We start from the raw sequence: 26,326 nt of genomic DNA, 5'->3' as shown, positions 1-26,326 counted from the left end.
CCCCTTCAATCATGAGGGGGATGCACATTTCAATTCATTTATTTCTTACTCAGCAAAGTTGAAAGTACGATAGAGCATAACAGCCGCTTCTGCACGAGTGGCATTGTCATTCGGTCTGAACTTGCCAGCATCGCCGAATACTAGATTATGACTAGCAGCGAAGGCGACTCCCGCCTTCAGCGACGGATGAATCTTGCTAGCATCGGAGAAAGACGCAACTGCTGCATCCGGATTCGCAACATCATCAAGCTCTTGCGTTGCTTTGAGTGTGCGAGTGATCATCGTTGCCATCTCAGCGCGAGTGATCTTCGCGTTCGGAGCGAACTGATCCGCTGTACGTCCATAGATGATTCCGTGCTTCATTGCTGCTGCAACATAAGAAGCAAACCAATCCGTGGATTTAACATCCTTGAATACGGATGTTGCATTAGCATCCTCCAGACTCATTGCACTTATGAGCATCTTCGCGAACTCTGCGCGAGTCACTTGATCTTGAGGTGCGAATACACCTTCTGATTTACCTGCGATGGCCCCTTTGGCAGCCATAACCTGGATTTGACGCCCTGCCCAAGCCTTCACTTTGTCGGTGTCGGTAAATTCGACTTTGTTCTCAACGACAACATACGAGGAGAAGCTTGAACGCTGCCCTTGAAAATATTTGCCACTGGTATTATATTTGCCGCCGTAATACTCAAGCTTGCCGTTTATAATCTTGGCTAAGGCCAGAAGATCTGTATCAACATTAGAAACGTCGACAATCGGGAGTTTGAGGGTCACCGGTTTTGTGAACGCTGTGACATGTTGTTCTTTAACAGAAAATTCAAAATCGTACACCTCAGAAGCAAGCGGTTTGTTCGTTACTTTAGTTGCAGTTGACTTGTCGGCCTTACCCACAGTAAGTGTGACGTCTTCTGAAAATTCGCTGACCGACGATGTGACTGTAACTCCGTTCATAACAACAGACAATTCACTAAACCCAAGCTTCTCCGCTTCCAGTATAATGTCCTTGGACACAGTCACTTCGCCTGTGGTCGTAGTCGTTTGTCCGAGATCAATCGTCAGCGTCAGCTTCAATTCCGGAGCATTTACTCCAAGGTCTTTCAACTGGGCATTGAGTTCTTTGGCAGAAGTTTGGAGGCTTGTCATTTGCTTCTTGATATCATCCGTATTCAATTGTGCAGTGGATTTCGTTCCTTCCACCTTCAATGTCTTTGATGCATCAACAGTACCTGTAGTCTGAATGGCATTCTGGGCATTCTTCAACGCTTCGCCTAGAAGTTTGGCTTTCTCAGCTGGAGTAGCCGTCTCGAGCGTCTTCACGAGATCCACGAGTTGCTTCTTCGTTTGATCAATGGCCGCAGGCGCTGCTGGCGGTGTAATGATAACAGTGGAAGCTGGAGCAGAAGTGCTTAGAGCCTTGTAGCTATAATAAGCTAGAGCTAGCTTCACGAAAGCGTTCCGGGAGACCGTTGTACCAGCCTGTACATCAATCGCATCCTGAAGTGCAAACAATACATTAGTTACATCGGTCGAAGTAATGGAGTGATCACTCAAATACTTACCTACACCTGCAGAATGGTCAAGCATGACATTTGTTAGAACTGTGTTCATGAATGATTTTCTTGCGGCATTGCTGCTATCGGAAGCTGCGGCAAGATTTAATCTTGCAGACCAGTCCATTCCATTCAGCGTGGACAATGCTTGTGTCTCGGTTGCTAGAATAAAAGCTTCTATTGAAGTAACCGACAAACTATTAGATGTATCACTCGCCAGCAGGGCTTGAACGCTTGAATCCATTCGCAAAGTTTCCAAAGCGGCCAGGTTAGGATCATAGATGGCGGTTGCAGCCGCTTTGAATAGATTGAAAATAATTGCAATGTCGGCAGCATTAGCTGAACGATCATAACCGAGCTTATCCGTAATTGGATAAATCAGCGAGACATCCGACACTCCAGTGATTGCAGCCTGCAGAGCATCTACAGCTGCTGTTCCTCCGGAAATAAAGTTTAATGAAGTATGTATTGCCTGAAGCTTTGTCTTCAACGACGGAGCATCTAAGCCCGAAGCATAGGACGTATTACTCAAACCTATCTTCTCTATCAAACCTTTGTTGCTGAGCGGGAATCCCCCGAATGAAGCTGCTACCATACTTGCCGCAAGGGTCGTTACAGCCATTTTCCTCTTAAAAGACACTAGTTCATCCACCTCTTCTATAGTTATATTTGTCTAATTATAGCAGGACTTTCGACATGTATAAAGGCAATAATTACTATTTAAACATAAAAATTCGAAAAATAAGGTCGATTTCGCAAGAAATCTATCAAAATTAGGGAAAATTTAGGACGTTTAGCCTTAGTTAAAGCGGTTCAAAAGTTACAGAAAATGAGAGATTGATTAGCGAGCACAAAAAAAAGCCCGCCCAGTATTGGCGCAGGCCATTCATGTATTCGCATTATTTCCCAAAAGCTTGCGGGTTCTCCCGCCAGGATTGCAATAGTGTCACGTCCGAGTCGCTGATCGAACCCCTTTGGCGAGCTACCTCAACCAAAGCCGTATAGTTAGACAGGGTCTGAAGCTCAACCCCCTCATCGCGGAAAGCTTGCTCAGCTTGCGCAAACTCATAAGTGAAGATCGCCAGCACGCTCTGTACGTCCCCGCCCGCTTCGACTACGGCAAGGGCCGCCTTCAAGGAGCTTCCTCCGGTAGAGATTAAATCCTCGATGACGATAACCTTCTGGCCTTCTTTAATAAGTCCTTCGATCTGGTTCTGCTTGCCGTGGCCTTTCGCCTTATCGCGTATGTAAGCCATAGGCAAATTCAATTTCTGCGCGACCCATGCCGCGTGCGGGATACCCGCCGTTGCTGTGCCTGCGATCACTTCTGTATCCGGGTACTGAGCGCGGATCAATGCGGCGAAACCCTCGGCAATCGAATCCCGAATTGCGGGATAACTCATCGTTAAGCGATTATCGCAATAGATTGGCGAGATGATTCCCGATGTCCAGGTAAAAGGCTCGTTAGGCTTGAGGCTGACCGCCCCAATCTCTAGAAGATTTCCAGCTATCGTTGCCGGTAATTGCTCCAAATTTACATTACTCATCCTTCAGTCATCTCCTTGAGAATGTTATCCAATGCTTGAGCTGGGTTTGGCGCTGCGGTAATCGGTCGGCCAATGACCATAAAGTCTGTACCGCCGGCCACGGCATCATAAGGCGTTGTAATGCGTGACTGATCTCCCGCGTCGGCGCCGCTTGGCCGAATCCCTGGAGTAACGGTAATAAAATCCGTTCCGCAAGCTGCTTTAATTGCAGCAACCTCGATGGGCGATGCGACAACTCCCTGCAGTCCAGCATCGCGGGCAAGTCGTGCGTAACGCACTACCGCATCCTCGACTGTTCCTGCAATCCCGATCTCATGATTAAGAACGGATTGACTGGTGCTCGTCAGCTGTGTGACAGCAATGACAATCGGAGCTTGCACAGCATCCCCGGCATCCACTGCATCCCTTACTCCCTCGATTGCTGCGCTCATCATGGCAATGCCGCCTGCGCCGTGCACATTAAAGAGGTCTACGCCCAATCGAGTGATGCTTCGAGCACCTCCGCGTACGGTATTAGGAATGTCATGCATCTTCAAATCGAGAAAGACGCGAAAGCCTCTCGACTTCAGCTCTCGAACGACAGCAGGGCCTGCAGCGTAGAAGAGCTCCATCCCCACCTTCATCCAACAGCCTTTTCCTTGCAGCTCCTCTGCCAGCGCTAATGCCGCTGCCGCGTCTGGTTTATCCAGCGCCACCATGACTTTGCTTGCCGCTTCCGCTAGTGTCAACGATGCCATTGTTTCTTCAGCCTCCCCCTCAACGAATCACTGTTCATACAGAAGCCCGATCCCCTCGCCTTTTAGCGGGAAACCGGGCGTAATTCTGGATTTAAGCTTGGAACGCAGGCATAGCCTCGCTAGAGAAGCGGAGTGATTGCAGCATATTGAGCAGAGCACTCACGGTATCTAGTGAAGTTAAGCAGACAATGCCGTTCTCGACAGCCTCGCGCCGAATTCGGAAGCCGTCACGCTCAGGCGCTTTGCCTTTGGTCAGCGTATTGACGACGAATTGCGCCTGACCTGTCCGGATCAGATCGACGATGTTCGGCGATCCTTCGGATAACTTGTTCACGCGGCGGACCTTGAGACCTGCCGCTTCGATCGCATCAGCCGTTCCGCCCGTTGCGATAAGCTTGTAGCCGAGATGGTAGAAGCCCTTAAGAATCTCGATAGCCTCCGCCTTATCCTTATCGGAAATCGTAGCAATAATGGAGCCCGAGGTCGGGATCTTCATACCGGAGCCGATTAGGCCTTTATACAGTGCTTTCGCATAATTGCGATCACGCCCCATGACCTCGCCCGTCGATTTCATCTCCGGAGTCAGCGTAGGGTCAACGCGGCGAAGCTTAGCGAACGAGAATACCGGTACTTTAACGGATACGAAATCGTCCTCCGGCCACAAGCCTTCCTGGTAGCCTAGATCGGTCAACTTCTTGCCAAGGATCGCTTGCGTTGCAAGATTAGCCATCGGTATCCGGGTTACCTTACTTAGGAAAGGCACTGTACGGGATGAACGCGGATTTACCTCGATTACGTATACCTTCTCTTGCCAGACCACGAATTGGATATTCACGAGACCGATTGTTTTCAGTTCCTTGGCGATTTTGATCGTGATATCGATGGCTTGCTGTTTAATATCCTCCGAGAGAGACTGTGGAGGGTATACCGCGATAGAGTCGCCGGAGTGAACGCCTGCACGCTCTACGTGCTCCATAATACCTGGTATGAGAACCGTTTCTCCGTCGCAAATCGCGTCTACTTCGATCTCCTTGCCCAACATGTAGCGGTCAATCAGCACCGGATGCTCCGGATTTATTTTGACGGCTATTTGCATGTAAGAGAGCAATTCTTCATCTGAGTAGACGATTTCCATTGCACGTCCGCCTAAGACATACGAAGGACGAACCAACACAGGATAACCAAGCTCCTGGGCTGTGCCAATGGCTTCATCGACAGAAGTAACAGTTTTACCTTTAGGCTGAAGAATATTCAGCTTGCTCAGCAGAGCTTCGAATTTTTTGCGGTTTTCCGCTTCATCAATGCTCTCCAAAGAGGTGCCAAGAATGCGTACGCCTTCTTTGGATAAGGGTGCTGCCAAGTTGATTGCCGTTTGACCGCCGAATTGAACGATAACGCCGATTGGCTTCTCTTGCTCAATGACATTCATGACGTCTTCGAAAAATAAAGGCTCGAAATAGAGTCTGTCGGAGGTGCTGAAGTCGGTTGACACGGTTTCTGGATTATTATTGATGATTACCGCTTCATAACCCGCATTCCGAATGGCCCATACGGCATGAACGGTAGAGTAATCGAATTCAATGCCTTGGCCGATCCGGATCGGCCCGGAGCCAAGCACGATGATTTTCTCCTTAGCGCTCGGGAGCACCTCGTTCTCTGTCTCATAAGTGGAGTAGTAATAAGGTGTGACCGCCTCAAACTCCGCAGCGCAGGTATCGACCATTTTGTAAACGGGCTTGATTCCTTGCCCGAGTCGGTGAGTCCGCACGTCCGCTTCCTTTGTTAAAGTGCTGCCCGGATGACCTTCGCTCCGAAGCTCCGCGATCGCGCGATCCGTGAAGCCGTTCCGCTTGGCTGCAAGCAGCGTCTGAGGGGTAAGTACCGGCTCGCGGCGGATAACGTCTTCGAACAGAACGATACGTTCCACCTTATCAAGGAACCACCAGTCGATATTCGTCAGATCCTGAATATGCTGAAGTGTCCATCCGCGACGGAAGGCTTCGGCGACGAGGAACAGTCGTTCATCATCCGCTTTCACCAGACGATTCGTAAGAACTTCGTCCGCGAGCTCTCCAGCGTCCTTCAGGAATAGGCGATGAACGCCGATTTCAAGTGAACGCACGGCTTTCTGGATCGACTCCTCGAAGGTGCGGCCGATCGCCATCACTTCGCCGGTCGCTTTCATCTGCGTACCCAGCTTGCGGTTCGCAGAAGTAAACTTATCGAAAGGCCAACGCGGAATCTTCGTCACGATATAATCAAGCGTCGGCTCGAAGCAAGCATAAGTTTGCCCCGTTACCGGATTTATTAGCTCATCCAAGGTGTAACCGATGGCAATCTTGCCCGCCATCTTAGCAATCGGGTAACCGGTCGCTTTGGAAGCCAGGGCCGAGGAACGGCTTACACGCGGATTTACTTCGATTACGTAATATTGATAGCTTTGCGGGTCTAGCGCGTACTGAACGTTACATCCGCCCTCGATGTTAAGAGCACGAATGATTTTCAACGAAGCTGAACGAAGCATTTGATATTCGCGGTCTGACAACGTCTGGCTTGGTGCCACAACGATGCTGTCTCCCGTATGGACGCCAACCGGATCGAAGTTCTCCATGTTGCACACCACGATGCAGTTGTCGTTCGCGTCGCGCATGACTTCATATTCGACTTCCTTCATGCCGGCGATCGACTTCTCGATCAGACATTGGCCGATCGGGCTGTAACGTATTCCGTTCGTAACCGTCTCGCGCAGCTCCTCTTCGTTCGCCGCAATACCGCCGCCCGTGCCTCCCAGCGTATAAGCGGGACGTACGATAACGGGATATCCGAGTCCATTAGCGAAATCAACCGCAGCCTCCACCGTTGTTACAATAACGCTCTCCGGCACCGGCTGCTCTAATTCCCGCATAAGCTCGCGGAACAAGTCGCGGTCTTCAGCGCGCTCAATCGCATTCAATTGCGTTCCCAGCAGCTTTACATTCTCTTGCTCTAGAACGCCTGCGCGGGCAAGCTCTACCGCCATGTTCAGGCCGGTTTGTCCGCCGAGTGTCGGCAGCAATCCATCCGGACGCTCCTGACGAATGATTTGGGAGACGAACTCCAACGTAATCGGCTCGATATATACTTTGTCTGCAATATTCGTATCCGTCATGATCGTAGCCGGATTGCTGTTGATCAGGATAACTTCGATTCCTTCTTCTTTCAGTGCTTGGCAAGCTTGAGTGCCGGCATAATCGAATTCTGCCGCTTGACCGATGACGATTGGACCGGAGCCGATAACGAGAATTTTCTTGAGGTCTTTATTTAAGGGCATATTGCAGCTCTCCTCTCAGCGTTTCTGACAGATGCGCCTGTCGCGACCGTACAGGGTTAGCGATCTTATTGTCCCGAATCATTTCCAAGAACCGGTCGAATAAGTAGCTGGAGTCATAAGGTCCCGGCGCCGCCTCCGGATGGTACTGTACCGAGAAAGCAGGGAAACGCTTATGCTTCAGCCCTTCAATGGTTTTATCGTTGTTGTTGATATGCGTTACTTCCAGCTCGGTTCCGCCAATCGTATCTTCCTTAACCGTATATCCATGGTTCTGCGACGTAATGAAGCAGCGTCCGGATTCGAGCTCTTTAACCGGATGATTACCGCCACGGTGTCCGAACTTCAGCTTATCGGTATCTGCCCCGCAAGCAAGCGCGAATAGCTGATGACCCAGGCAGATGCCGAAAATCGGATATTCGCCGAGCAGCTGGCGGATGGTTTCTACCGCGTGAGGAACATCCTTCGGATCCCCGGGGCCGTTAGAAAGCTGGATGCCGTCCGGATGCAGGCGACGAATATCATCAGCCGTTGTATTTTGAGGGACTACGATCACATCACAACCGCGTTTGGTCAATTCACGCAATATCCCGCTTTTCGCACCGTAGTCGACAAGGACGATACGCTCCTTATCTCCAGGGCTCGAGAATACGCTTTTCGTCGAGGTAAGCTCTACTTGGTTACGAAGGAAAGGCGTACTGCCAAGTCTCTCATGGAGCTCCTCAACCCGCTCGTTGCCCGTGGTCAGAATACCCTTCATCGTCCCATGCTGGCGAAGGATCCGCGTGAGCATGCGAGTATCGATGTCGCTGATCCCGATAATGCCGTATTCCTTCAGTAATTGATCAACTGTATATTGTGCCCTCCAGTTGCTTGGCACGGTTTCGTGGCGGCGAACCACAAAGCCATGAATATGGGGGCTGATGCTTTCAAAGTCATCACGGCTAATGCCATAGTTCCCGATAAGCGGAAAAGTCATCGTTACGATTTGGCCGCAGTAAGATGGATCGGACATCACCTCTTGATAGCCTGTAATTCCGGTGTTGAATACCACTTCTCCGACAGATTTGCCCTCGGCGCCAAACCCCTGCCCTGTAAATAAGGTTCCGTCTTCCAACAATAATCTCGCTTGTTGCATCCCAATCACTCCTTAGCGGTTGATGCCGTTCTCTTGTGTCCAAACAACCTTACCGTTAACCATCGTCAAAGCCGGCCAGCCCGTTAATTTCCATCCTGTAAAAGGGGTATTGCGCCCTTTGGTAAGAAACTCTGCGGGATCAACTTCCCGTTCGTTCTCCAAATCGATAAGTATGAGGTCAGCCGGTGCGCCTACATCCATTGTCCCGTAAGGGAGTCTGAACAGTCGTGCCGGATCGCTTGTCATACGGCGAAGAAGGAAATCCAAGCTCCATCGTCCAGTGCGAACAAACTTCGTATATAGCAGCGGGAAGGCTGTCTCGAACCCGACGATACCGAACGGCGCTCGTTCCATGCCTCTGGATTTTTCCTCTTCGCTATGTGGAGCGTGATCGGTAACAATGATATCGATCGTTCCGTCCTCAAGCCCTTGAATGCAGGCTTCTACGTCTTTAGGCGTACGCAGAGGCGGGTTCATTTTCCAATTGGCATCCATGTTGTCAGGAATGTCTTCGTCCGAGAGCAGGAGGTGATGCGGACATACCTCCGAGCTAACCTTCACTCCGACCGATTTACCCAATCGAATGAGTCTTACCGATTGCTCCGTGCTGACATGACAGATGTGGTAATGTACGCCAGTGGCTTCGGATAAGAGAATGTCCCGCCCAACATGAATCGCTTCGGATTCATTCGGGATACCTTTAAGCCCGTGCTTACGAGCGAACGCGCCCTCTGACACTGCTGCGCCTTCGACCAGAGTGTCATCTTCGCAGTGAGCGATGATCGGCATATCCAGAGAGGCGGCCAGCGCCATTGCGTTTTTCATCATTTGCGCATTTTGTACGCCTACGCCGTCATCCGTAAAACCGATTGCTCCGGCTTCCTTCAAGCCCGCGAAATCCGTCAGCTCTCTTCCGAGCTCGTTTTTCGTGATGGCTGCATAGGGCAGCACTCTGACAACGCCTTCCGTCGCCGCCTTATCGAGAACAAACCGGATCGTCTCGGGAGTGTCCATCACCGGACGCGTGTTAGGCATAGGAGCGATGACCGTAAAGCCGCCTTTGGCTGCGGACTCCGTACCGCTCGCGATCGTTTCCTTATACTCGAAGCCCGGCTCGCGCAAGTGCACATGCATATCGATCAAACCCGGAGAGAGAAGCTTGCCTCCGGCATCGATCACTGTCGCTCCTGCAGTATCAGGTGTGGCTGAGCCATCCTGCCACTGAGCGATCAATCCGTTTTCTATACAAACATGTTTATTTTCGATTTCACCCGATAAGAGGTTAAGCGTCTTTGCATTCATAATCCAAGTTGTCATTGTCGTTGTCATGTCGTTTGCCTCCTCTACTGTTGCGGGTCACTTGAGGTTATCGTAAGGTTTCCGCTTCCCGCGGATGCAGGATCGTCACACAATCGTTATCATCGACTTCGCTTAACGACACATCGATCTCTTCATGCCGGGAGGTCGGGACGTTCTTGCCGACGTAGTCAGGACGGATCGGCAGCTCCCGGTGTCCCCTGTCGACTAGAACCGCTAGCTGGATGGATTGAGGTCTTCCGCAATCCATTAGAGCATCTAAGGCCGCACGTATCGTTCGCCCTGTGTAGAGCACATCATCGAAAAGGATAATCCTCTTATCCTTTACCAAAAGCGATAATTCACTATCCGGAACGATTCGATTCGTTTCAGCCGAGAACGGACGATCGTCTCGGTAGCCAGTAATATCCAGCTCGCCGATCGCTACCGGATGGCCTTCAATCTCTAGGATCCGCTCCGCAACCCTGCGAGCAAGGTATACCCCTCTTGTGCGGATGCCGATGAGCACGCAGCCTTCGATTCCTTTGTTCTTCTCAACCATTTCATGCGCAATCCGAGTAAGTGCCCGTCGGATAGCGGATTCATCCATGATGACGCGGGAGTCGTGCATATTATCGACACCTCCTTCACACGGTGATGGCACAATAAAAACCTCCTTGCGTCAGACGCAAGGAGGTTTCGTAGAGATGAGAATATCCGCAGCTTAGTAGAACCTGTCCGCCTGCAGAAAACCTGCAAAGCCAGTTCGGTTGTACACCAGGGATATGTGTCAATTCTGCGCCACCTTGCCAGTCTCACGGGACTGAATTAAAGGTACCCATTCATTAACAACGATTATCCCATGTTCGACAGGAAGTGTCAAGGCACTTGCGTGACTGGGAACCGGGTGACTCAGACTTATAGCCGTAGAATGTACTGTTACAATACCCAAAAGACTTACCTAGTCACCAATAGCCATAGAAAGTACTGCTATAGCACCCAAAAGACCCGCCTAGTCACCAATAGCCGTAGAATGTACTGCCATAGCACCCAAAAGACCCGCCTAGTCACCAATAGCCGTAGAATGTACTGCTACAGCACCCATTAGCTTACTTTGGTCGGGGTATGACGCTCTAGAATCCTTTGCAGCGTGTGGGCGGGAACGTTTCAGCCCCGCCTGAGCGAGAGGGATAATGGCCATAAGGAGAAAAAAATGACCAACACCCGAGCGAGCGGGCATTGGCCATTATAATGGTTAGAATGACTTAGAACTCAAACTGCACGTCCGTCAGACGGCGTTTGATTTCATCGATTACGCGCGCTTCCTCGGCTTCGCCTTGCGCAATGAACGTAACGGAGAAACGAACGAATTTACCTGCATCTTCCCAAGGTACGGTCGAGATGAGCTTCTCACGAATCAAATACTGCGAGAAATCCTCAGCCGAATCAAATCGTTGCCCATTTACAATACCTTTAGGAGCTTCTACATAAAGGAAGAAAGAACCTTTCGGCTTCTCAGCGCGGAAGCCAATTTCGTTAAGCGCTGCAACGAGCATATTGTGACGGCGAGAATATTTCGCAGAGATCGCTTCGGTAATTTCTGGATGATCAAGACCGTAAGCGGCAGCTTTCTGGATTGCAATGAACTGACCGGAGTCGCTGTTGTCCTTTACATCCCCGAATGCTTTAACGATTAGCGGGTTACCCGCGATGAAGCCGATCCGCCAGCCAGTCATATTGAAGGACTTGGACAAGGAGTGAAGCTCGACTCCAACATCCTTCGCTCCCGGTACGGATAAGAAACTCAAAGGCTTTACGCCGTCATAGGTAAGCGCAGCATAAGGCGCATCATGAACGACTACGACATTGTATTTCTTCGCCCAAGCGATGACCTTCTCGAAGAAGGCAACCGTTGCGGCGCCGCCCGTCGGATTGTTCGGGTAGTTAAGGTATAGAAGCTTCGCGCGTCTAGCGATCTCCTCAGGAATGGCGTCAATGTCAGGCAGGAAGTTATTTTCCTTCGTAAGCTTGATATTGTACACTTCTCCGCCGAGATATTTCGTATGCGTTCCCATCACCGGATATCCAGGTACAGTCATGATGGTGATATCACCTGGATTAATAAATACAGTCGGCAGCATAGCTAGCGCCGGTTTCGCGCCAATCGTATGCAGAACCTCAGTCTCAGCATCGATACCGTCAACGGAAAACACGTTTTTCAGGTATCTTGCCGCAGCGCTCTTAAACTCAGGAATACCGTTATCCGCGTAACCCCGGTTTTCAGGCTTGGCCGCTTCTTCAGCCAGCTTGGCAACGATGCCGGCATCCGCCATCTCGTCCGGCTCGCCAACACCCATATCAATTAATTCCACGTTAGGATGCGCTTGTTTCGCCGCAGCCTTCGCTCTTTTGATTTTCTCGAATTTGTAGATGTTCGTATCCTTACCATAGTCAGCGCCGCCAATGCGGCTAGCGAATTGCTCTTGAATAAAAGTCGATTGGTATTGTTCTACGCTCACGTCAATACACCCCTTAAATCAATAATTAACCTTACTATGACTGATGAAGAAATTATTCGCCATGGACTTTTTCGTCGATCATTTGCAGAAACTTGCAAGCGAAAAAAATGAGTTAAAGAGTTCGCAGAATCGTAAGCGAATGCTCCATGTCCTCAGGGATTGGAACCGTAAACTCCAGGTACTCTCCTGTGCGCGGATGATTGAAGCCTAGTACGCCTGCATGCAGCGCTTGCCCCGTCATCCCTAACGTGCGCCCGCTCTTCCCGCCGTACACGGGATCTCCTACCAATGGAAAACCAATATATTTCATGTGAACACGAATTTGATGTGTCCGGCCTGTCTCCAGCTTCAGCTCAAGCAGTGTATATTCTTCAAATCGCTCCAGCACGGCAAAATGCGTAACGGAGTGCTTGCTATTTTTATCGGTCACAACGTATAGCTTGCGGTCATGATTAGCCCGTCCGATAGGTGCGTCAATCGTTCCCTTATCGTGCTGCATGACTCCGTATACGAGAGCAGAGTAACGGCGATTAACCGTATGCTCCTTCAATTGCTCTGCTAAGGAAGCATGTGCGAGATCGTTCTTTGCCACCATGAGGAGGCCGGAAGTGTCTTTATCGATCCGGTGTACGATACCCGGTCTCATCACGCCATTAATTCCGGACAAATCCTTGCAATGATACAGTAATGCATTAACAACTGTACCATTAGGATGGCCAACCGCCGGATGAACGACCATTCCCCGCGGCTTGTTAATAACGACAACATCGGTATCCTCGTACACAATAGCAAGCGGGATATTCTCAGGCTGTGCTTCGAGCGGTTCCGGCTCAGGAACGGATACGACGATATAATCTTCAGCCGCAAGCTTGGCGTTAGGCTTGACCTGCTGGCCATTGACGCTGATCGCTCCGATCCGAATCCATTCTTGTACCTGAGAACGGGACACGGACTTGTCTGCCATCATTTCGGCGATATGCTTGTCCACCCGCTCTCTGGCGTTGTGATTCTCAACCTTCCACTCCACACGGTTTTCTGTTTCGCTTTCTTCAATTCCTGATTCCCATTCTTCAGACGGTTTGCTGCTCTTGGGGTTGTTCTCCATTGTCATTCGGTTTATTCTCCTGTTTCATGGTCAGCAGCGCATCCAAGATAACCAGCCCGACGCCGCCAACGATAGCGGAATCCGCGAGATTAAATATCGGAAATGTATACTCACCGAAGTTAAATTGTAGAAAATCAACGACTTCGCCATACAAAGCGCGATCCAAGAAATTCCCGACCGCTCCGCCCAGAATCATCGCCAAGGCGAACATCAGTATAACACTGCCGGAACGATAAGAACGATGCAGGTACCACACAATTCCGATGACAACTACAAGAGTAATCAATAGAAAAAACCAACGTCCTCCCTGCAGCATCCCAAAAGCCGCTCCACTGTTACGGATATGAGTGATGATGAAGAAATCTCCCAGCACAGGAATTGATTCCGTATTGAGTTCTACCGTTCGATCAATTATTTTTTTGCTTACATAATCAATCAGGAATACGATAACTGCTACTGCATAATATGCCCAAACCGGCCAAATACGACGTTGCATTGGCTTAAACCGCCCCTCATTCGATTCTCTTGCGTGTTGATTTTATCACACTGCGACAAGGGGAGTCCATGTAGAGCAAGTAAAAATCGACAGAAGCTCCAGAGATGCCCGCATTTTTTTGTTTGTAAAATCAATCCCGGCAGAGAAAACTAAAAGCAGTCAAAAGGCGGGAGGAGTGAACATCTTGAGTAATGCTTTAGATCAGGAAAGGGTTCAGGCATTAAGACGTCGTCTTCTAAAGGAGCGGGATGATCTTACAAGCCGGGTGAACGATAACGGCCATTTCGGGCTTTCTGCGTCTTTTCGCGATTCGACGGGTGAGCTCTCCAGCTATGATAACCATCCCGGTGATGCGGGCACGGAGACATATGAGAGAAGTAAGGACCTTGCGCTATTGGAAAGGGAAGCCTTCCGACTAGAACGTGTTGAGGCTGCATTAGAGCGAATGGACACTGGAGAGTATGGACACTGTGCAGCTTGCGGTAAGTTTATTCCAACAGAACGTCTTGAGGCTCTTCCTACAGCCATTTATTGTATAGAGCACGAGCCAATGCAAGAGACTTCGAACACCCGTCCAGTAGAGGAAGTATTTCTGTACCCAGGCTTTGGTCGTTCTAGCGTGGACGAGCGCGACGAGACTGGATTCGACGGCGAGGATGCCTGGCAGATCGTGGAATCCTGGGGAGACTCCAGCAGCCCAGCCTATGCAGAAGGTAACAACATCGAGGATTATGACCATATGGGCATTGAAGCCGGCGAGAATGATGGATTCGTTGAGACGCTTGAAAGCTTCCTTGCTACCGATATCACAGGAAATAACTTAACTGTTGTCCGGAACCGCGCATACCACCATTACATGGCATCGAATGAGGGCGAACATTTTCTCGAGCCCGATGAGCTGTTTGAATGAATTTGAATGTAATGTCGGCCTTTCGAAGGGGCTCTCCAATAAGTATTTGTGGGCAGCCCCCCTTTTTTGCCCTACAGCTCCCCTAATACGGGTTAATCTCAAGCTGTCGCTGAACAATCCTGACAATGTCCGCGATATAATCCCCCACAATAGGTAAATTGAGCGCTCCGAGAAACTTCAGTAAATAAACAATCGTCGCCGCGAAGAAAGTAAACCCGATTGCAATCCCGACTCCCCTTGCCAATCCCGATATTAAATTTTTCCAGATCAGCTGCCAAGGACGATGCATCAGATTCACATATTCCTTTAGCTGCGCCTTCTCCATGTCAATCGATAAGCGTTCCAGCTTCTCCGAAAGGAACCCTAACGTCCCCCGCAGCTCCTTAGCTTCTTCCGCCAAATGCTCCGTTGAGTTCTGCGAGGCAGAGGTCTTTACCTTTATCTGATTCGGTTTCCCTGCCTTAGAATGCTCACTAATTGCCGTCAGCCCCTCTCGACGTCATCTACTCTCCGCGTCGAATACAAAACGAGCCCTCCTCGCGGCAGCAACGAAAAAGTTGAACCGCGGAGAGAGGAGCTCGCCTCTGGTATTCCTTATTATGTTTAGCTTGCAACTCAAATATTTATGCTTCCGTTACAATCGCAAGCCCGATGGATTTCTCGCCCGCCTGCACCGTTTCCATCCCTGCCGCTTGCCCGAATGTAACCTGATTAACGAGTACGTTTTCCTTCAAGACGTTATCAAAAGCACGAAGCGCCGCTTCCAGCTCAGCATCGACATGAAGGACGAGATCGACTCGCTTCTCAATCGGCAGGTCTAGCTTTTTACGAGTATCCTGCACTGCGCGAATGACCTCGCGTACCCAGCCCTCCTGCTCCAGCTCAGGCGTGATATCGGTATTTAACGCCACCGTTAAACCGCCGCCGGAAGCAGAGGCAAAGCCTGTTTTGGCTTCCTTTTCCACAAGAAGCTCATCTAGAGTAACCGAAAGCGTCCCATCTTCTGGGGAAATGAAAACAAATTCACCCGATTGGACTACGTTTCGCGTCTCTTCATTCGATAACCCTTTTAGCGCACTTTGGAGCGGACCGACGTTTTTGCCGTATTTTTTCCCGGCGACCTTAAGATTCAGCTTGAGATTGAAATTAACGAACCCGCTGTCATCGTTTACGATCGTAATGGCTTTGACATTGATCTCGTCCTTGATGATATCCTCGTATCCTGCAAGATCGAAGTCTCCGCTTAGGGATACCAGCAGCTCAGACAACGGCTGTCGCGTCTTAAGGTTGGATTCATTGCGGATATTACGCGCAAGCTCAACCATGTTGCGAGCAACCGCCATATCCCGCTCCAATTCCAAATCGATAGCCGCTTGGTTGGCGACCGGATAATCCGCAAGGTGAACGCTGCCGTCTCCGCCTAAATTACCGTAAATATCCTCGGAGACGAATGGCGCGTATGGCGCAATTAATCTAGACAAAGTCACAAGCACATCGCCTAACGTCTGATAAGCGGTAAGCTTAACCTCCGTCAGCCCGCTGCCCCAGAAACGGTCGCGCGAACGTCTAACGTACCAGTTGGACAGCTCATCTACGAACTGCTCGATCCCCTTGGCTGGATTTAGGAAATCATTGATTTCTAAACCTTTAACGACATCGCCGATCAATGAGTTCAAGCGAGACAAGATCCAGCGATCCAGCTTGTTCTCCGACTTGATTCTCGGATGCTCCGAAGGATTGTAACCGTCAATGGAAGCATATAACGCGTAGAAAGCATGCGTATTAACAAGAGTATCTACCACTTTGGACTTAGCTTCCGCGACGATACCTTTAGAAAACCGTTTGCTGTTCCATGGCGCGCTATCGGCAAGCAATGCCCAACGGAATGCATCTGTGCCGAATTCCTCGATGATCTCCCAAGGATCGATGACATTACCCTTGGATTTACTCATCTTCTGTCCGCTCTCATCCAGCACGTGTCCGGTAGAAATAACAGACTTGTAAGGCGCTTTCCCATTGTATAGCGTGGAGACGGCCAGCAAGCTGAAAAACCAGCCGCGCGTCTGATCAATTCCTTCACAGATAAAGTCTGCCGGATATTGCTCAGCGAATTTCGACTCATCCCCGAATGGATGGAAATATTGCGCGAATGGCATCGAGCCGCTGTCGAACCATACGTCAATAACCTCGGAGGCTCGATTCATCACTCCCCCGCAGCCGCATTGCAGCTGAACGGCATCCACATAGGGCTTATGCAGCTCTATATCCTCTGAAATCTCTTGGATGGCGAGTGAACGGAGCTCAGATCGGCTATGAGGCGCTTTCTCCGTACCGCACGACTCGCAAGTCCACACGTTAAGCGGCGTTCCCCAATAGCGATTCCGGCTGATGTTCCAATCGACGAGGTCCTCTAGAAACTTGCCGAACCTTCCGTCGCGCAGATGCTCCGGGTACCACTGAATCGTCTTGTTGTTCTCGATTAGCTGCTCTTTAACCGCCGTTGTCTTGATGAACCAGCTTTCCGTAGCGTAATAGAGAAGCGGCGTTTTGCAGCGCCAGCAGAACGGATAGCTGTGCTCAACTCTCTCCTTGTGATATAACAAGCCGCGTTCGGATAACATCTTAACGATATCGATGTCGCAATCCTTCACGAAACGGCCAGCCAGATCTGTCACTTCATCGATATAACGCCCCGCATTGTTCACGACCATCAGCATCGGAATATCATGCTGCTTGGCTACGCGGTAATCGTCCTCTCCATGAGCAGGGGAAATGTGAACGATACCCGTACCGCTTGAATCGGTTACATAATCGGCATCAATGACCCGATACGCATTGTCTACCTTCACGTAAGGGAACAACGGCTCATAGGTCAGACCAACGAGGTCTTTCCCTTTGACGGTGCCCAGCGTTTCATACTCGCCTCTCATGACTTTCTCTGCAAGCGCCGCAGCTACGATATACACTCCATCAGCTTGGCGTACGCGCACATAATCAAGCTGCGGGTTTACGGCGAGCGCAACGTTAGCAGGAAGAGTCCATGGCGTTGTTGTCCACGCAAGGACATACTCTCCGCTAGCCTGAAGCTTAAATTTCGCGGTAGCGGTCAGATCCTTGACGTCCTCATAACCCTGAGCAACCTCGTGCGAGCTGAGAGTTGTCTGGCAATCCGGGCAGTATGGGCTGACCCGATGTCCGCGGTATAACAAGCCTTTCTCGTGGATCGTCGCTAGGACATGCCATACGCTTTGGATATAGTTATTGTCTAGAGTGATATAAGGATCATCTAAGTCCGTCCAGTAAGCGATCGCTTCAGTCAATTCACGCCATTGGCGCTCATACTCGAACACGCTTTCCTTGCATTTCTTGATAAAAGGCTCTACGCCGTATTTCTCAATCTCAAGCTTGCCCGAAATGCCGAGCTGCTTCTCCACGCCAAGCTCTACCGGTAATCCGTGCGTATCCCAGCCGGCTTTGCGAATAACTCGGTAGCCTGCCATTGTCTTATGGCGGCTGACGAAGTCTTTAATGACTCGGCCGAGCACATGACCGATATGGGGCTTTCCATTCGCAGTCGGAGGTCCCTCATAAAATACAAAATTAGGCTTACCCGCCCGATTGTCAACCGATTTACGGAACGTGTCCTCTTCCTTCCACTGCTTTAGGACTCGTTCTTCGCGGGCTCTTGCCCGCTCTTTCACATCAACTCGACGCATGAATCCTCATCCTTTCGCTCCTAAAAAATAAATAAAAACCCCATCCCTGGAAAGGGACGAGGTTATCTCGCGTTACCACCCTTGTTTCGCTTACGCTTCCAGAATCGGAAACGAAGGCGACAACTTGTAACGAACATTTTGCCTAGACAAGCAGCCTAAACATTAAATGTGCGTGTTCCCTTTAACGGTGGACCTCCGGCTTAGCTTATTGTTCGCTGAATTAATATTCGGCGAAGTTCGGCTAAGCATCTCGGGGATGATATTCGGCATGCTCCTAACATTGGCTCGCAGCAACCGCCAACTTTCTGGAATTCGGATACACGCTTACTGATTCCCGTCTTCGATGTTGCTATAGATGAATCATATATTCTTGTTATACTTTCTGTCGAAGCATTTGTCAAACGGCGATTAGATTATGCCATTTGACCAAACAAAAAAGATCCCTAAGGATCTTTAGCTGTCTTTCCCTTAAACCGATGTCGTTAGGCTTCGATTCCTCTTGGCTCACGACTGTCGAGCGACTCCCAGCCGTCCTGTGTGAGGAGCTCCATCTGGGTTTCGATTAATGCGCGGAACCGAGCGCGGTAGATCGTCGCCTGCTTCTTCAATTCTTCGACCTCCAAGGCTACCTTACGGGACTTGGACAGCGCATCATTGATAATGCGATCGGCGTTTTTCTCCGCTTCCTTAACGATAAGCTGGGCTTCCTTCTTGGCATTGCTTCTCAGCTCGTCTGCAGCTTCCTGCGCGACAATAATCGTTTTGCTGAGTGTTTCCTCGATGTTGGAGAAATGTCCCAGCTTGTCCTGCGTGGCTGCAACTTGATTCTGCAGCTCCTTGTTCTCGCGAATCATCGCTTCATAATCCTTAATGATTTGGTCGAGAAATTCGTTTACCTGATCTTCATCGTATCCGCGCAATCTGCGGCCGAATTCTTTGTTATGAATGTCCAATGGAGTAAGTGGCATCGGCGCACCTCCTAGATTCTGATTTCCACATAGCTTCTACTCTGACTGAATTCGACGAAAGCAGTGAAAATCCTGCTATACTCTTACACAAATTTACCGACCCTCACGCGAATTCTCCCGCTTTTTGATACGCCTTCCGCTTCCAGCACCTTAAAACGGCCAAAACCCTTCATCGATACAACGTCTCCCGCTCCTAGGTGATAGGAGGGGTCCTCGATGGGCTTCCAATTTACTCGGCAACGTCCGGCTTTGATCGGCGCCATGATTTTTGTCCGGCTTAGCCTGAAGACATCGCTTGCCACGCCATCTAGGCGCATTGAAGCGACCGAGAGCACCTGCTCCTCTAATTCAGCCGTTACTTCGCGAAGCTCAAGCAGCGGCCTTACGGACACGCTCACATCCACGCGATGCGCTTGTTTCATGTGACCGATTAGAAAGTCTCCGATATCCGTAGTTATCAAAGCATGGCAGCCTTGCTCGCTTACATGCAAATCGCCGATCTTATCACGCTTAATTCCTAGACCTAGCAGAGCGCCTAAGTAGTCTCCATGATCGAGGTCGGAAATACGGCGATCATCCGAAACAATCTCCAATACGACGATGCCAAACTCTTCACTGTCCAGCACCTTGTAGTCGGGAGCTATTATCGCCCTTTGTCGTTCGGATCGCGCGCTTCCGCCGTTAAGTACGACTTGTGCATCCGGATGGCGATTAGCCAGAGTAAATAAAATATGCGCCTGGCGCGGGTCGAGAAAATCCGTCCGCTTCGTCTCGTGACGTTCAGCGGCGCGTTCGACCCATTCCCAGGCGCGATCCACAAAGCTTTTCTCATCCGGATGAAAATGCTCGTAAATTTCTCGTTGTACCATAGGTATGAACCCTTCTATCCGATAAAGAAGTTTAACACGGTAATCAGGCCAAAGGCGACGAATCTCAATGAGATCAAGGCGACAATCGGCGAAATATCAAGCACTCCGCCTATAGGCGGAATAAAACGTCGGAAAGGACGCAGGTACGGTTCTACCATTCGACCTAGAAACTCTCCAACAAAGCTTTCCTTAACGGAAGGCAACCAAGACATCAATACATAAATCAATATCATGTAGAAATAAATATCTTGGAGAAGTATGATGTAGCCTGCTATCTGATCCAACTTGGGGTCACCTCATTTTAGGGTAGTCAGCTTCCTCCGACATCATCTCTGTTATCGTCCCTGATACTTCCACTGAATCCGGCGTGCATAGGAAAATATCCGGTCCAAGCTTCGAGATATGACCGCCAAGCGCATAGACAGTGCCGCTTAGAAAGTCAACGATTCGAATGGCTTGATCTCTTCTTACACGTTGCAAATTAACGATGACTGAACGTCGCGATTTGAGTTGATCCGCGATTTCCTGAGCCTCGTCATAAGTGCGCGGTTCAGTCAAGACGAACTTGGCATTCTTCTGGGAGTGAAGGCTTACAACATTATTCTTTCCAGATTGTTTACGTGTATCGAACGCCGGGGTTTCAATTTCTTGTTCCTCGCTTGCGTTCGCTCGATCGTGGTCACGATCCATCTCTTGTTCTTCTTGTAATCCTAAATAGTTCAAGAAACGATTCATAACACTCATGATTATCCCTCCTCTATCTCTTCTTTCCCGACCAATACCGTTCCCAACCGCACGTGTGTTGCGCCTTCTTCCACAGCGACCTCGAAATCATTGGACATCCCCATCGACAGCTCGGTTAAAGGCTCCCCTAAGATTTCTAGCTTGTTGAGTTCATCGCGCAGCTCTCTCAGCTTACGGAAGATCGGTCTAGTATCCTCCGGTCGGCTCTCGAACGGGGCCATAGTCATCAATCCGATGGGGCGAATTCGATCATAGGCTTGCAGTTGTCGGATAAACACTTCCGCTTGCTCTGGAGATAAGCCCTGCTTGGATTGCTCTCCCGATACGTTTACCTGGAGGAAGCAGGCCACCTGAATATCCAGCAGCTGTGCTCGGTTATGAATAGCTTCGGCGAGAGAAAGACGATCTAGGGAATGAATGTAATCAAATTTGCCGACAACATCCTTGACCTTATTCGTCTGAAGTGAGCCTATGTAATGAAAAACAGCTTGTCCCTTCAGCTTCTCCCATTTCGCTTTGGCATTCGGCCATCGGTTTTCACCAATATGGGTCATACCTGCGTTTACGGCAGCTTCAGCCGTATTCACCGATACATACTTGGTAACTGCGATAATCTGTATGTTATCGCGCTGCCTTCCGCTTCTTTGGCACGCTTGCTCCAGCCGATTTTCCACGTCTCGAAGACGGCTCTGCAACGTCACGAAACGATCACCTCGATTTCCTGCCCATCCAACTCATCATGCGTCCTGTCACACCGTTTTCCTTGCGATGGGAAAAGAAAATGTCCGTACGACATGAAGTGCACCATGATGAGATTTCGATGTTGCTCGGCAAAATTCCTGCTTTTATCATAAGATGTCGGTTTAAATGTTTCAAGTCTAGAAAAGCACGATTATTCGATTCATACTGTTGAATGATATTCACACCCTCCAGAAAATCATTCCCCAGAGGTGTACCTTCCAATAACGGCCTTACATGCTGAAGGACGAATTCATCTACCTCGTAACAACAGCTGCCGATCGAAGGACCGATTGCTCCGATGATATTTTCTGGTTTCGCCCCATAGGTTTCGCTCAATTTCTCAACTGTGCGTATGGCAACTTCGGATACCGTCCCCTTCCAGCCGGCATGAGCAAGTCCCATGCTTTTCGTCACCGGGTCGTAAAAGTATAAGGGCACGCAATCAGCGAAAAACATAACAAGCATCAGGTCCGTTTCGTTCGTTATCATAGCATCAGTGCTTTGTATCGCATCTTGGCGAACTTCTCGGCCTTTCCCTGCATCCTCGCGTGTAACGACATGGACATGATTTCCATGCACCTGCTCCGCGCAAGTGAAGGCTCCAAAAGGCCATCCTAGCTGATCTGTGATCCGTCTGCGATTGTTTATTACAGTATCATGCTCGTCTCCTACGTGAAGAGCCGTATTCCCGGCTTGTCTTGCTGTAAAGCCGGCGGTTAATCCATCGGACTCGCACCAAGACTGCAGCAGCAATAGGGCGTTATCCACCGGCACTGTGCGCAACTGAAACGGTTCCATAAATGAATGCCACCCCCGATCCCAGTTTACCATAGCTCATCTGCAATCGGAAGAAAGGCGCCGAGGCGCGCTATCTTCCCGAATGTTCACCATCCTCAAGCCTGTAAACCTTTGCCTCGTCTAATCGCACGAGCACGACGTCCGTACCGATTTTTACAATGTTCCTCCATGGAATCACGACGTCCGTTCCCCCGCCGAACATTCCAAACAGCCGCGTTGAAGTCGGTACCACAATAGAATCAATTCGTCCCTGCCTTAAATCCAGCTCCAGATCACTCACTTGGCCTAGTTTTTTCCCGTCCACAATGTTAATGACATCCTTCGTTTGGAAATCGGATATTTTCATATCCCTCGCCCCCCGTCGCCTGGGCATTCGTACCCTATTACTAACTATATGAGCCAGTCTGGAAAAATGTACGGTAGCCCGCGAACAATATTCTCGGGTGATCCCTCGCTTTCTATCGCTTATGTCCACTATCCCCCTCGCTCAGTTCTGAACAGTCCCCCGAATCCTATACTCTTCAAGGTTATCCCTCACTTTCTATCGCTTATGTTCACTATCCCTTTCGCTCAGGTCCGAATAGTCCCCGAATCTTCTACTCATCGAGGTTATCCCTCACTTTCTATCGCTTATGTTCACTATCCCTTTCGCTCAGGTCCGAATAGTCCCCGAATCTTCTACTCATCGAGGTTATCCCTCACTTTCTATCGCTTATGTTCACTATCCCCTTCGCTCAGACCGGTTGAAAATTCAAGTCTCCTTTTACTTTTTTTCTAAAATCACCTTGAAATAAATGTATATTTTTAGTACAATTAAAATAGGAACATACGTTCTACATTGGAGGGAATAATGATGCATGAAACCCTGACATTTGAACAATTCTGCCAACAATTTGAAAAGGAAGAGGATTGTGTACAGGCTCTTTTTGCCGCCAGATGGCCGGGTGGATTTTCCTGCCCTCGTTGCACACATCAACATTTTTATGAAATCCGTTCCCGTAAAATGCCCCTATATGAATGCCGTTCATGTCATACCCAGACCTCACTTATTGCTGGCACAATTATGGCAGGAAGTCGAACGCCTCTAAAGCTTTGGTTCCTAGCGATGTTCCTTCATGCTCAACCCGAGGGTCTCAGCGCTACGCATTTGACCTCAATTATTGGCACGACCTATAAAACCTCCTGGCTCATATGCCACAAAATCCGCCACGCCATGTCCCATGCAGACTCGCATGAGCTGCTTAGCGGGCTTGTACGAGTGAATTGGGGAAACTACGGCAATCCATATAATCCAACTGTTTTCCGCCATCACCAAGAGCAACCCCTACTTGTTGGAGCGTCTTTGGGCGCCAATGGGGAATTCACTCAGCTCAAAATCAAACAAGTCCTTGATGAGCATCTACAAGACAACCATATCTCCACTTATGCCGGCCATGTCTTTAAGGGTCAACATGTTGATCCAGATGCGTTAGAGGTTATTATAGTTAATCAGAAATTTAGCATGAATAGATTCAGACCATTAATTAAAATATGCCTCCAAGCCTCACAATGGATCAACGAAATCTTCAAAGGCATTGGTCCTAAGCATTTACAATCATACTTAGATCAGTTTTGTTTTGGCTATACCAGAACCAAAAGAAGCAATAACTTGTTCGCTGTACTTCTACAGCAATGTTCGATCACGCCGGTACTAACTTACCCGCATCTGATCATGCGCGAGAACAATTCGTCCCAATACAAAAATCGCTATTTATATCAACTAAGTAAGGTTAGTTAAAATTCCTTGAATTTTGTATTTCTGCTAACACTCTTTGAGCCTAGCTCTAACTACTCTCTGAACCCCGCCCTGAGCGAGCGGGATAACGGACATAGGGCGTGGAGGGTGCGGACACGAGATGCGACTGCGAAATGTGGACTGCGGAAAACGAGGATAGCGACAGCCTCCTGAGTGAGGGGGATAATGGACATAGGGGATACAGGGTGCGACTACGAGGATGGGAGCCCTGAGCGAGCGGGATAATGGACATAGGGGATATAGGGTGCGACTACGAGGATGGGAGCCCTGAGCGAGCGGGATAACGGACATAGGGGATACAGGGAGCGTACTACGAAGTGAGGACTGCGAAATGTGGACTGCGGACTACGAGGATGGCGACAGCCTCCTGAGTGAGCGGGATAGCGGACATTAGGCGGGAATAGAAAAGAGGGCAAAGACAAGCTTTACCCTCCTGCAGCTAATTTAAGTTTTAACGTGCTTCTGCATTTGTTGAATGGCAGACTTCTCTAAGCGAGAGACCTGGGCTTGTGAGATTCCGATTTCATCCGCGACTTCCATCTGGGTTTTACCCTCGAAGAAACGCATTGACAGTATCATCTTCTCCCGATCATTTAGCTTTCTCATCGCTTCACGAAGCGCGATCTCTTCGATCCATTGGGCGTCCTTGTTCCGCTCATCGCTGATTTGATCCATGACGAAAATCGGATCACCGCCATCGTGATAGATCGGCTCGAACAAAGAAACCGGATCTTGAATCGCATCAAGAGCGAATACAATATCTTCTTTAGGTACATTCAGTACTTCTGATATTTCTAAAATGGTCGGCTCTCTGGAATGCATGTTCGTTAGCTGATCTCGAACCTGCAAAGCTTTGTAGGCGATATCGCGCAAGCTTCGGGAAACACGTATCGGGTTGTTATCACGCAAGTATCGGCGAATTTCCCCGATGATCATCGGTACCGCATAAGTTGAGAATCGTACATTCTGGCCCAAGTCGAAATTATCGATCGCTTTCATTAAACCGATACAACCGACCTGGAACAGGTCATCGACAAATTCCCCTCGGTTGTTGAAACGTTGTATAACACTTAAAACCAAACGCAGGTTACCATTAACTAATTTTTCCCTAGAGGCTAGTACCCCTTGGTTTTGCAGCGAAAGAAATAATTCCCTCATTTCGGCATTGGTTAGAACGGGCAGCTTTGAGGTGTCCACTCCACAAATCTCCACTTTATTGCGGGTCAAGGCAATTCCTCCCGGGGAGCAGCATTAATGTAAAGTATCTCCGGGAAGGTATTTTTTATTCCGTAAAATGAGACATCTGGATTTTCGCGGAAAAGGTTGAAATGTGTGAATTTTCTATTAATGATCAAACCATTTTGTTGAACTCCTTACGCAGCCGCTTAATAATGCGTTTTTCTAGCCGAGAAATATACGATTGTGATATGCCGAGTAAATCAGCGACATCTTTCTGAGTTTTTTCTTCCCCATCAGCCAAACCAAACCTGAGCTCCATAATGGTCCGCTCTCTCTCGTTCAGCTTATCTAACGCTTTGTGCAGCAGCTTACGATCCACTTGCTCCTCGATATTCCGATAAATCGTATCATTCTCCGTACCCAGAACATCGGAGAGTAGAAGCTCATTCCCATCCCAATCAATATTCAAGGGTTCATCAAAAGAAACTTCAGTACGTGTTTTGCTATTCCGGCGTAAATACATCAAAATCTCGTTTTCGATACACCTGGATGCATAAGTGGCCAACTTTATTTTCTTATCGGGATCAAATGTGTTTACAGCTTTAATAAGGCCAATAGCACCGATGGATACAAGGTCTTCAATATGAATTCCTGTATTTTCGAATTTACGCGCAATGTAAACAACAAGCCTTAAATTCCTCTCGATCAGCATGGCACGTATTGCCGCATCTCCCGTTGATAACCGTCCAAGCAAATACTCTTCCTCTTCACGGCTAAGGGGGGGAGGCAGCGCTTCGCTGCCTCCGATGTAATAGACCTCTTCACTTTTCCAACCAAACCAGAATAACAGGCGATAAAACGATAATTGCGACCTTAGCTTCCAGTTCACGAACATTTCTGCAAACCTC

At 49.3% G+C, this 26,326-nt stretch carries 23 protein-coding genes and 1 other annotated feature; of the genes, 2 read left to right on the top strand and 21 right to left on the bottom strand.

All coding sequences use genetic code 11. The annotated features are described in order from the left end of the window. Window positions 1-45: 45 nt before the first annotated feature. The 10 genes from ACESLK_RS04965 to lspA form a co-directional block, all read right to left on the bottom strand. On the bottom strand, window positions 46-2,193 hold the full coding sequence (locus ACESLK_RS04965) for an S-layer homology domain-containing protein (protein WP_372663095.1): 2,148 nt from the start codon (window positions 2,191-2,193) through the stop codon (window positions 46-48). Window positions 2,194-2,452: 259 nt separating this feature from the next. Then, window positions 2,453-3,100: an orotate phosphoribosyltransferase gene (gene pyrE / locus ACESLK_RS04960; protein ID WP_372663093.1), complete on the bottom strand. Its 648-nt coding sequence runs from the start codon at window positions 3,098-3,100 to the stop codon at window positions 2,453-2,455. Further along, on the bottom strand, window positions 3,097-3,837 hold the full coding sequence (gene pyrF, locus ACESLK_RS04955) for an orotidine-5'-phosphate decarboxylase (RefSeq protein WP_372663092.1): 741 nt from the start codon (window positions 3,835-3,837) through the stop codon (window positions 3,097-3,099). The genes pyrE and pyrF overlap by 4 nt, the downstream gene beginning before the upstream one ends. 91 nt (window positions 3,838-3,928) lie before the next feature. Next, window positions 3,929-7,147: a carbamoyl-phosphate synthase large subunit gene (gene carB / locus ACESLK_RS04950; RefSeq protein WP_372663090.1), complete on the bottom strand. Its 3,219-nt coding sequence runs from the start codon at window positions 7,145-7,147 to the stop codon at window positions 3,929-3,931. After that, complete coding sequence (gene carA / locus ACESLK_RS04945) at window positions 7,134-8,282, bottom strand: glutamine-hydrolyzing carbamoyl-phosphate synthase small subunit (RefSeq protein ID WP_372663088.1); 1,149 nt, start codon at window positions 8,280-8,282, stop codon at window positions 7,134-7,136. Before carA ends, carB begins: the two co-directional genes overlap by 14 nt. A gap of 12 nt (window positions 8,283-8,294) precedes the next feature. After that, window positions 8,295-9,599: a dihydroorotase gene (locus tag ACESLK_RS04940; protein ID WP_372663313.1), complete on the bottom strand. Its 1,305-nt coding sequence runs from the start codon at window positions 9,597-9,599 to the stop codon at window positions 8,295-8,297. A gap of 49 nt (window positions 9,600-9,648) precedes the next feature. Next, on the bottom strand, window positions 9,649-10,209 hold the full coding sequence (gene pyrR / locus ACESLK_RS04935; RefSeq protein ID WP_372663086.1) for a bifunctional pyr operon transcriptional regulator/uracil phosphoribosyltransferase PyrR: 561 nt from the start codon (window positions 10,207-10,209) through the stop codon (window positions 9,649-9,651). A 634-nt stretch (window positions 10,210-10,843) separates the two neighbouring features. Next, complete coding sequence (locus ACESLK_RS04930; protein ID WP_372663084.1) at window positions 10,844-12,097, bottom strand: LL-diaminopimelate aminotransferase; 1,254 nt, start codon at window positions 12,095-12,097, stop codon at window positions 10,844-10,846. 112 nt (window positions 12,098-12,209) lie between these two features. Then, window positions 12,210-13,202: an RluA family pseudouridine synthase gene (locus tag ACESLK_RS04925; protein ID WP_372663311.1), complete on the bottom strand. Its 993-nt coding sequence runs from the start codon at window positions 13,200-13,202 to the stop codon at window positions 12,210-12,212. Then, on the bottom strand, window positions 13,168-13,698 hold the full coding sequence (gene lspA / locus ACESLK_RS04920; RefSeq protein ID WP_372663082.1) for a signal peptidase II: 531 nt from the start codon (window positions 13,696-13,698) through the stop codon (window positions 13,168-13,170). The genes ACESLK_RS04925 and lspA overlap by 35 nt, the downstream gene beginning before the upstream one ends. Window positions 13,699-13,882: 184 nt before the next feature. On the opposite strand from lspA, the gene ACESLK_RS04915 reads away from it, so the two are divergent. Further along, entirely contained in the window at window positions 13,883-14,608 is a 726-nt protein-coding gene (locus ACESLK_RS04915) for a TraR/DksA C4-type zinc finger protein (RefSeq protein ID WP_372663080.1), read from the top strand. Between the two features lie 82 nt (window positions 14,609-14,690). Here ACESLK_RS04915 and ACESLK_RS04910 read toward each other — a convergent pair whose 3' ends face one another. The 9 genes from ACESLK_RS04910 to ACESLK_RS04870 form a co-directional block, all read right to left on the bottom strand. Beyond that, complete coding sequence (locus tag ACESLK_RS04910) at window positions 14,691-14,954, bottom strand: DUF5665 domain-containing protein (protein WP_372663309.1); 264 nt, start codon at window positions 14,952-14,954, stop codon at window positions 14,691-14,693. Between the two features lie 277 nt (window positions 14,955-15,231). Continuing rightward, window positions 15,232-18,324: an isoleucine--tRNA ligase gene (gene ileS, locus ACESLK_RS04905; protein ID WP_372663078.1), complete on the bottom strand. Its 3,093-nt coding sequence runs from the start codon at window positions 18,322-18,324 to the stop codon at window positions 15,232-15,234. A gap of 49 nt (window positions 18,325-18,373) precedes the next feature. Then, window positions 18,374-18,674: a binding site (T-box leader), on the bottom strand. A gap of 132 nt (window positions 18,675-18,806) precedes the next feature. Further along, a complete protein-coding gene (locus ACESLK_RS04900; RefSeq protein ID WP_372663076.1) occupies window positions 18,807-19,292 on the bottom strand; it encodes a DivIVA domain-containing protein in 486 nt (161 codons plus the stop codon). An 83-nt stretch (window positions 19,293-19,375) separates the two neighbouring features. Then, on the bottom strand, window positions 19,376-20,161 hold the full coding sequence (locus tag ACESLK_RS04895) for a YlmH family RNA-binding protein (RefSeq protein WP_372663075.1): 786 nt from the start codon (window positions 20,159-20,161) through the stop codon (window positions 19,376-19,378). A 14-nt stretch (window positions 20,162-20,175) separates the two neighbouring features. Further along, the gene (locus ACESLK_RS04890; RefSeq protein ID WP_372663073.1) at window positions 20,176-20,445 is read right to left on the bottom strand and encodes a YggT family protein; all 270 of its coding nucleotides are present in this window, start codon (window positions 20,443-20,445) and stop codon (window positions 20,176-20,178) included. Window positions 20,446-20,452: 7 nt separating this feature from the next. After that, complete coding sequence (locus tag ACESLK_RS04885; RefSeq protein ID WP_372663071.1) at window positions 20,453-20,905, bottom strand: cell division protein SepF; 453 nt, start codon at window positions 20,903-20,905, stop codon at window positions 20,453-20,455. Window positions 20,906-20,907: 2 nt separating this feature from the next. Further along, on the bottom strand, window positions 20,908-21,606 hold the full coding sequence (locus tag ACESLK_RS04880) for a YggS family pyridoxal phosphate-dependent enzyme (RefSeq protein WP_372663069.1): 699 nt from the start codon (window positions 21,604-21,606) through the stop codon (window positions 20,908-20,910). A gap of 7 nt (window positions 21,607-21,613) precedes the next feature. Then, window positions 21,614-22,444: a peptidoglycan editing factor PgeF gene (gene pgeF, locus ACESLK_RS04875; protein ID WP_372663067.1), complete on the bottom strand. Its 831-nt coding sequence runs from the start codon at window positions 22,442-22,444 to the stop codon at window positions 21,614-21,616. A gap of 70 nt (window positions 22,445-22,514) precedes the next feature. Then, entirely contained in the window at window positions 22,515-22,790 is a 276-nt protein-coding gene (locus ACESLK_RS04870) for a YlmC/YmxH family sporulation protein (protein WP_372663065.1), read from the bottom strand. A 504-nt stretch (window positions 22,791-23,294) separates the two neighbouring features. Between ACESLK_RS04870 and ACESLK_RS04865 the strand changes: the two genes are divergently transcribed. Further along, on the top strand, window positions 23,295-24,221 hold the full coding sequence (locus ACESLK_RS04865) for a transposase (RefSeq protein ID WP_372663064.1): 927 nt from the start codon (window positions 23,295-23,297) through the stop codon (window positions 24,219-24,221). A gap of 462 nt (window positions 24,222-24,683) precedes the next feature. On the opposite strand, the gene sigG is transcribed toward ACESLK_RS04865, so the two are convergent. Then, window positions 24,684-25,466 carry an RNA polymerase sporulation sigma factor SigG gene (gene sigG, locus ACESLK_RS04860; RefSeq protein ID WP_372663062.1) on the bottom strand — a complete coding sequence of 261 codons (783 nt, stop codon included), beginning with the start codon at window positions 25,464-25,466 and terminating at the stop codon, window positions 24,684-24,686. A gap of 124 nt (window positions 25,467-25,590) precedes the next feature. Next, a complete protein-coding gene (gene sigE, locus ACESLK_RS04855; RefSeq protein ID WP_372663060.1) occupies window positions 25,591-26,313 on the bottom strand; it encodes an RNA polymerase sporulation sigma factor SigE in 723 nt (240 codons plus the stop codon). Between the last annotated feature and the right edge of the window lie 13 nt (window positions 26,314-26,326).

Source organism: Cohnella sp. (assembly GCF_041640265.1).
Taxonomy (GTDB): Bacteria; Bacillota; Bacilli; order Paenibacillales; family Paenibacillaceae; genus Cohnella.
The sequence above is the reverse complement of the archived record's forward strand: the minus strand, read 5'-3'. Positions and strand labels throughout refer to the sequence as shown.

Coding starts and splice junctions, on each gene's coding strand:
- pyrE (WP_372663093.1), bottom strand. CDS start 3,100: ATGAGTAATGTAAATTTGGAGCAATTACCGGCAACGATAGCTGGAAAT.
- pyrF (WP_372663092.1), bottom strand. CDS start 3,837: ATGGCATCGTTGACACTAGCGGAAGCGGCAAGCAAAGTCATGGTGGCG.
- carB (WP_372663090.1), bottom strand. CDS start 7,147: ATGCCCTTAAATAAAGACCTCAAGAAAATTCTCGTTATCGGCTCCGGT.
- carA (WP_372663088.1), bottom strand. CDS start 8,282: ATGCAACAAGCGAGATTATTGTTGGAAGACGGAACCTTATTTACAGGG.
- ACESLK_RS04940 (WP_372663313.1), bottom strand. CDS start 9,599: ATGACAACTTGGATTATGAATGCAAAGACGCTTAACCTCTTATCGGGT.
- pyrR (WP_372663086.1), bottom strand. CDS start 10,209: ATGCACGACTCCCGCGTCATCATGGATGAATCCGCTATCCGACGGGCA.
- ACESLK_RS04925 (WP_372663311.1), bottom strand. CDS start 13,202: ATGGAGAACAACCCCAAGAGCAGCAAACCGTCTGAAGAATGGGAATCA.
- lspA (WP_372663082.1), bottom strand. CDS start 13,698: ATGCAACGTCGTATTTGGCCGGTTTGGGCATATTATGCAGTAGCAGTT.
- ileS (WP_372663078.1), bottom strand. CDS start 18,324: ATGCGTCGAGTTGATGTGAAAGAGCGGGCAAGAGCCCGCGAAGAACGA.
- ACESLK_RS04900 (WP_372663076.1), bottom strand. CDS start 19,292: ATGCCACTTACTCCATTGGACATTCATAACAAAGAATTCGGCCGCAGA.
- ACESLK_RS04895 (WP_372663075.1), bottom strand. CDS start 20,161: ATGGTACAACGAGAAATTTACGAGCATTTTCATCCGGATGAGAAAAGC.
- ACESLK_RS04885 (WP_372663071.1), bottom strand. CDS start 20,905: ATGAGTGTTATGAATCGTTTCTTGAACTATTTAGGATTACAAGAAGAA.
- pgeF (WP_372663067.1), bottom strand. CDS start 22,444: ATGGAACCGTTTCAGTTGCGCACAGTGCCGGTGGATAACGCCCTATTG.
- ACESLK_RS04870 (WP_372663065.1), bottom strand. CDS start 22,790: ATGAAAATATCCGATTTCCAAACGAAGGATGTCATTAACATTGTGGAC.
- ACESLK_RS04865 (WP_372663064.1), top strand. CDS start 23,295: ATGATGCATGAAACCCTGACATTTGAACAATTCTGCCAACAATTTGAA.
- sigE (WP_372663060.1), bottom strand. CDS start 26,313: ATGTTCGTGAACTGGAAGCTAAGGTCGCAATTATCGTTTTATCGCCTG.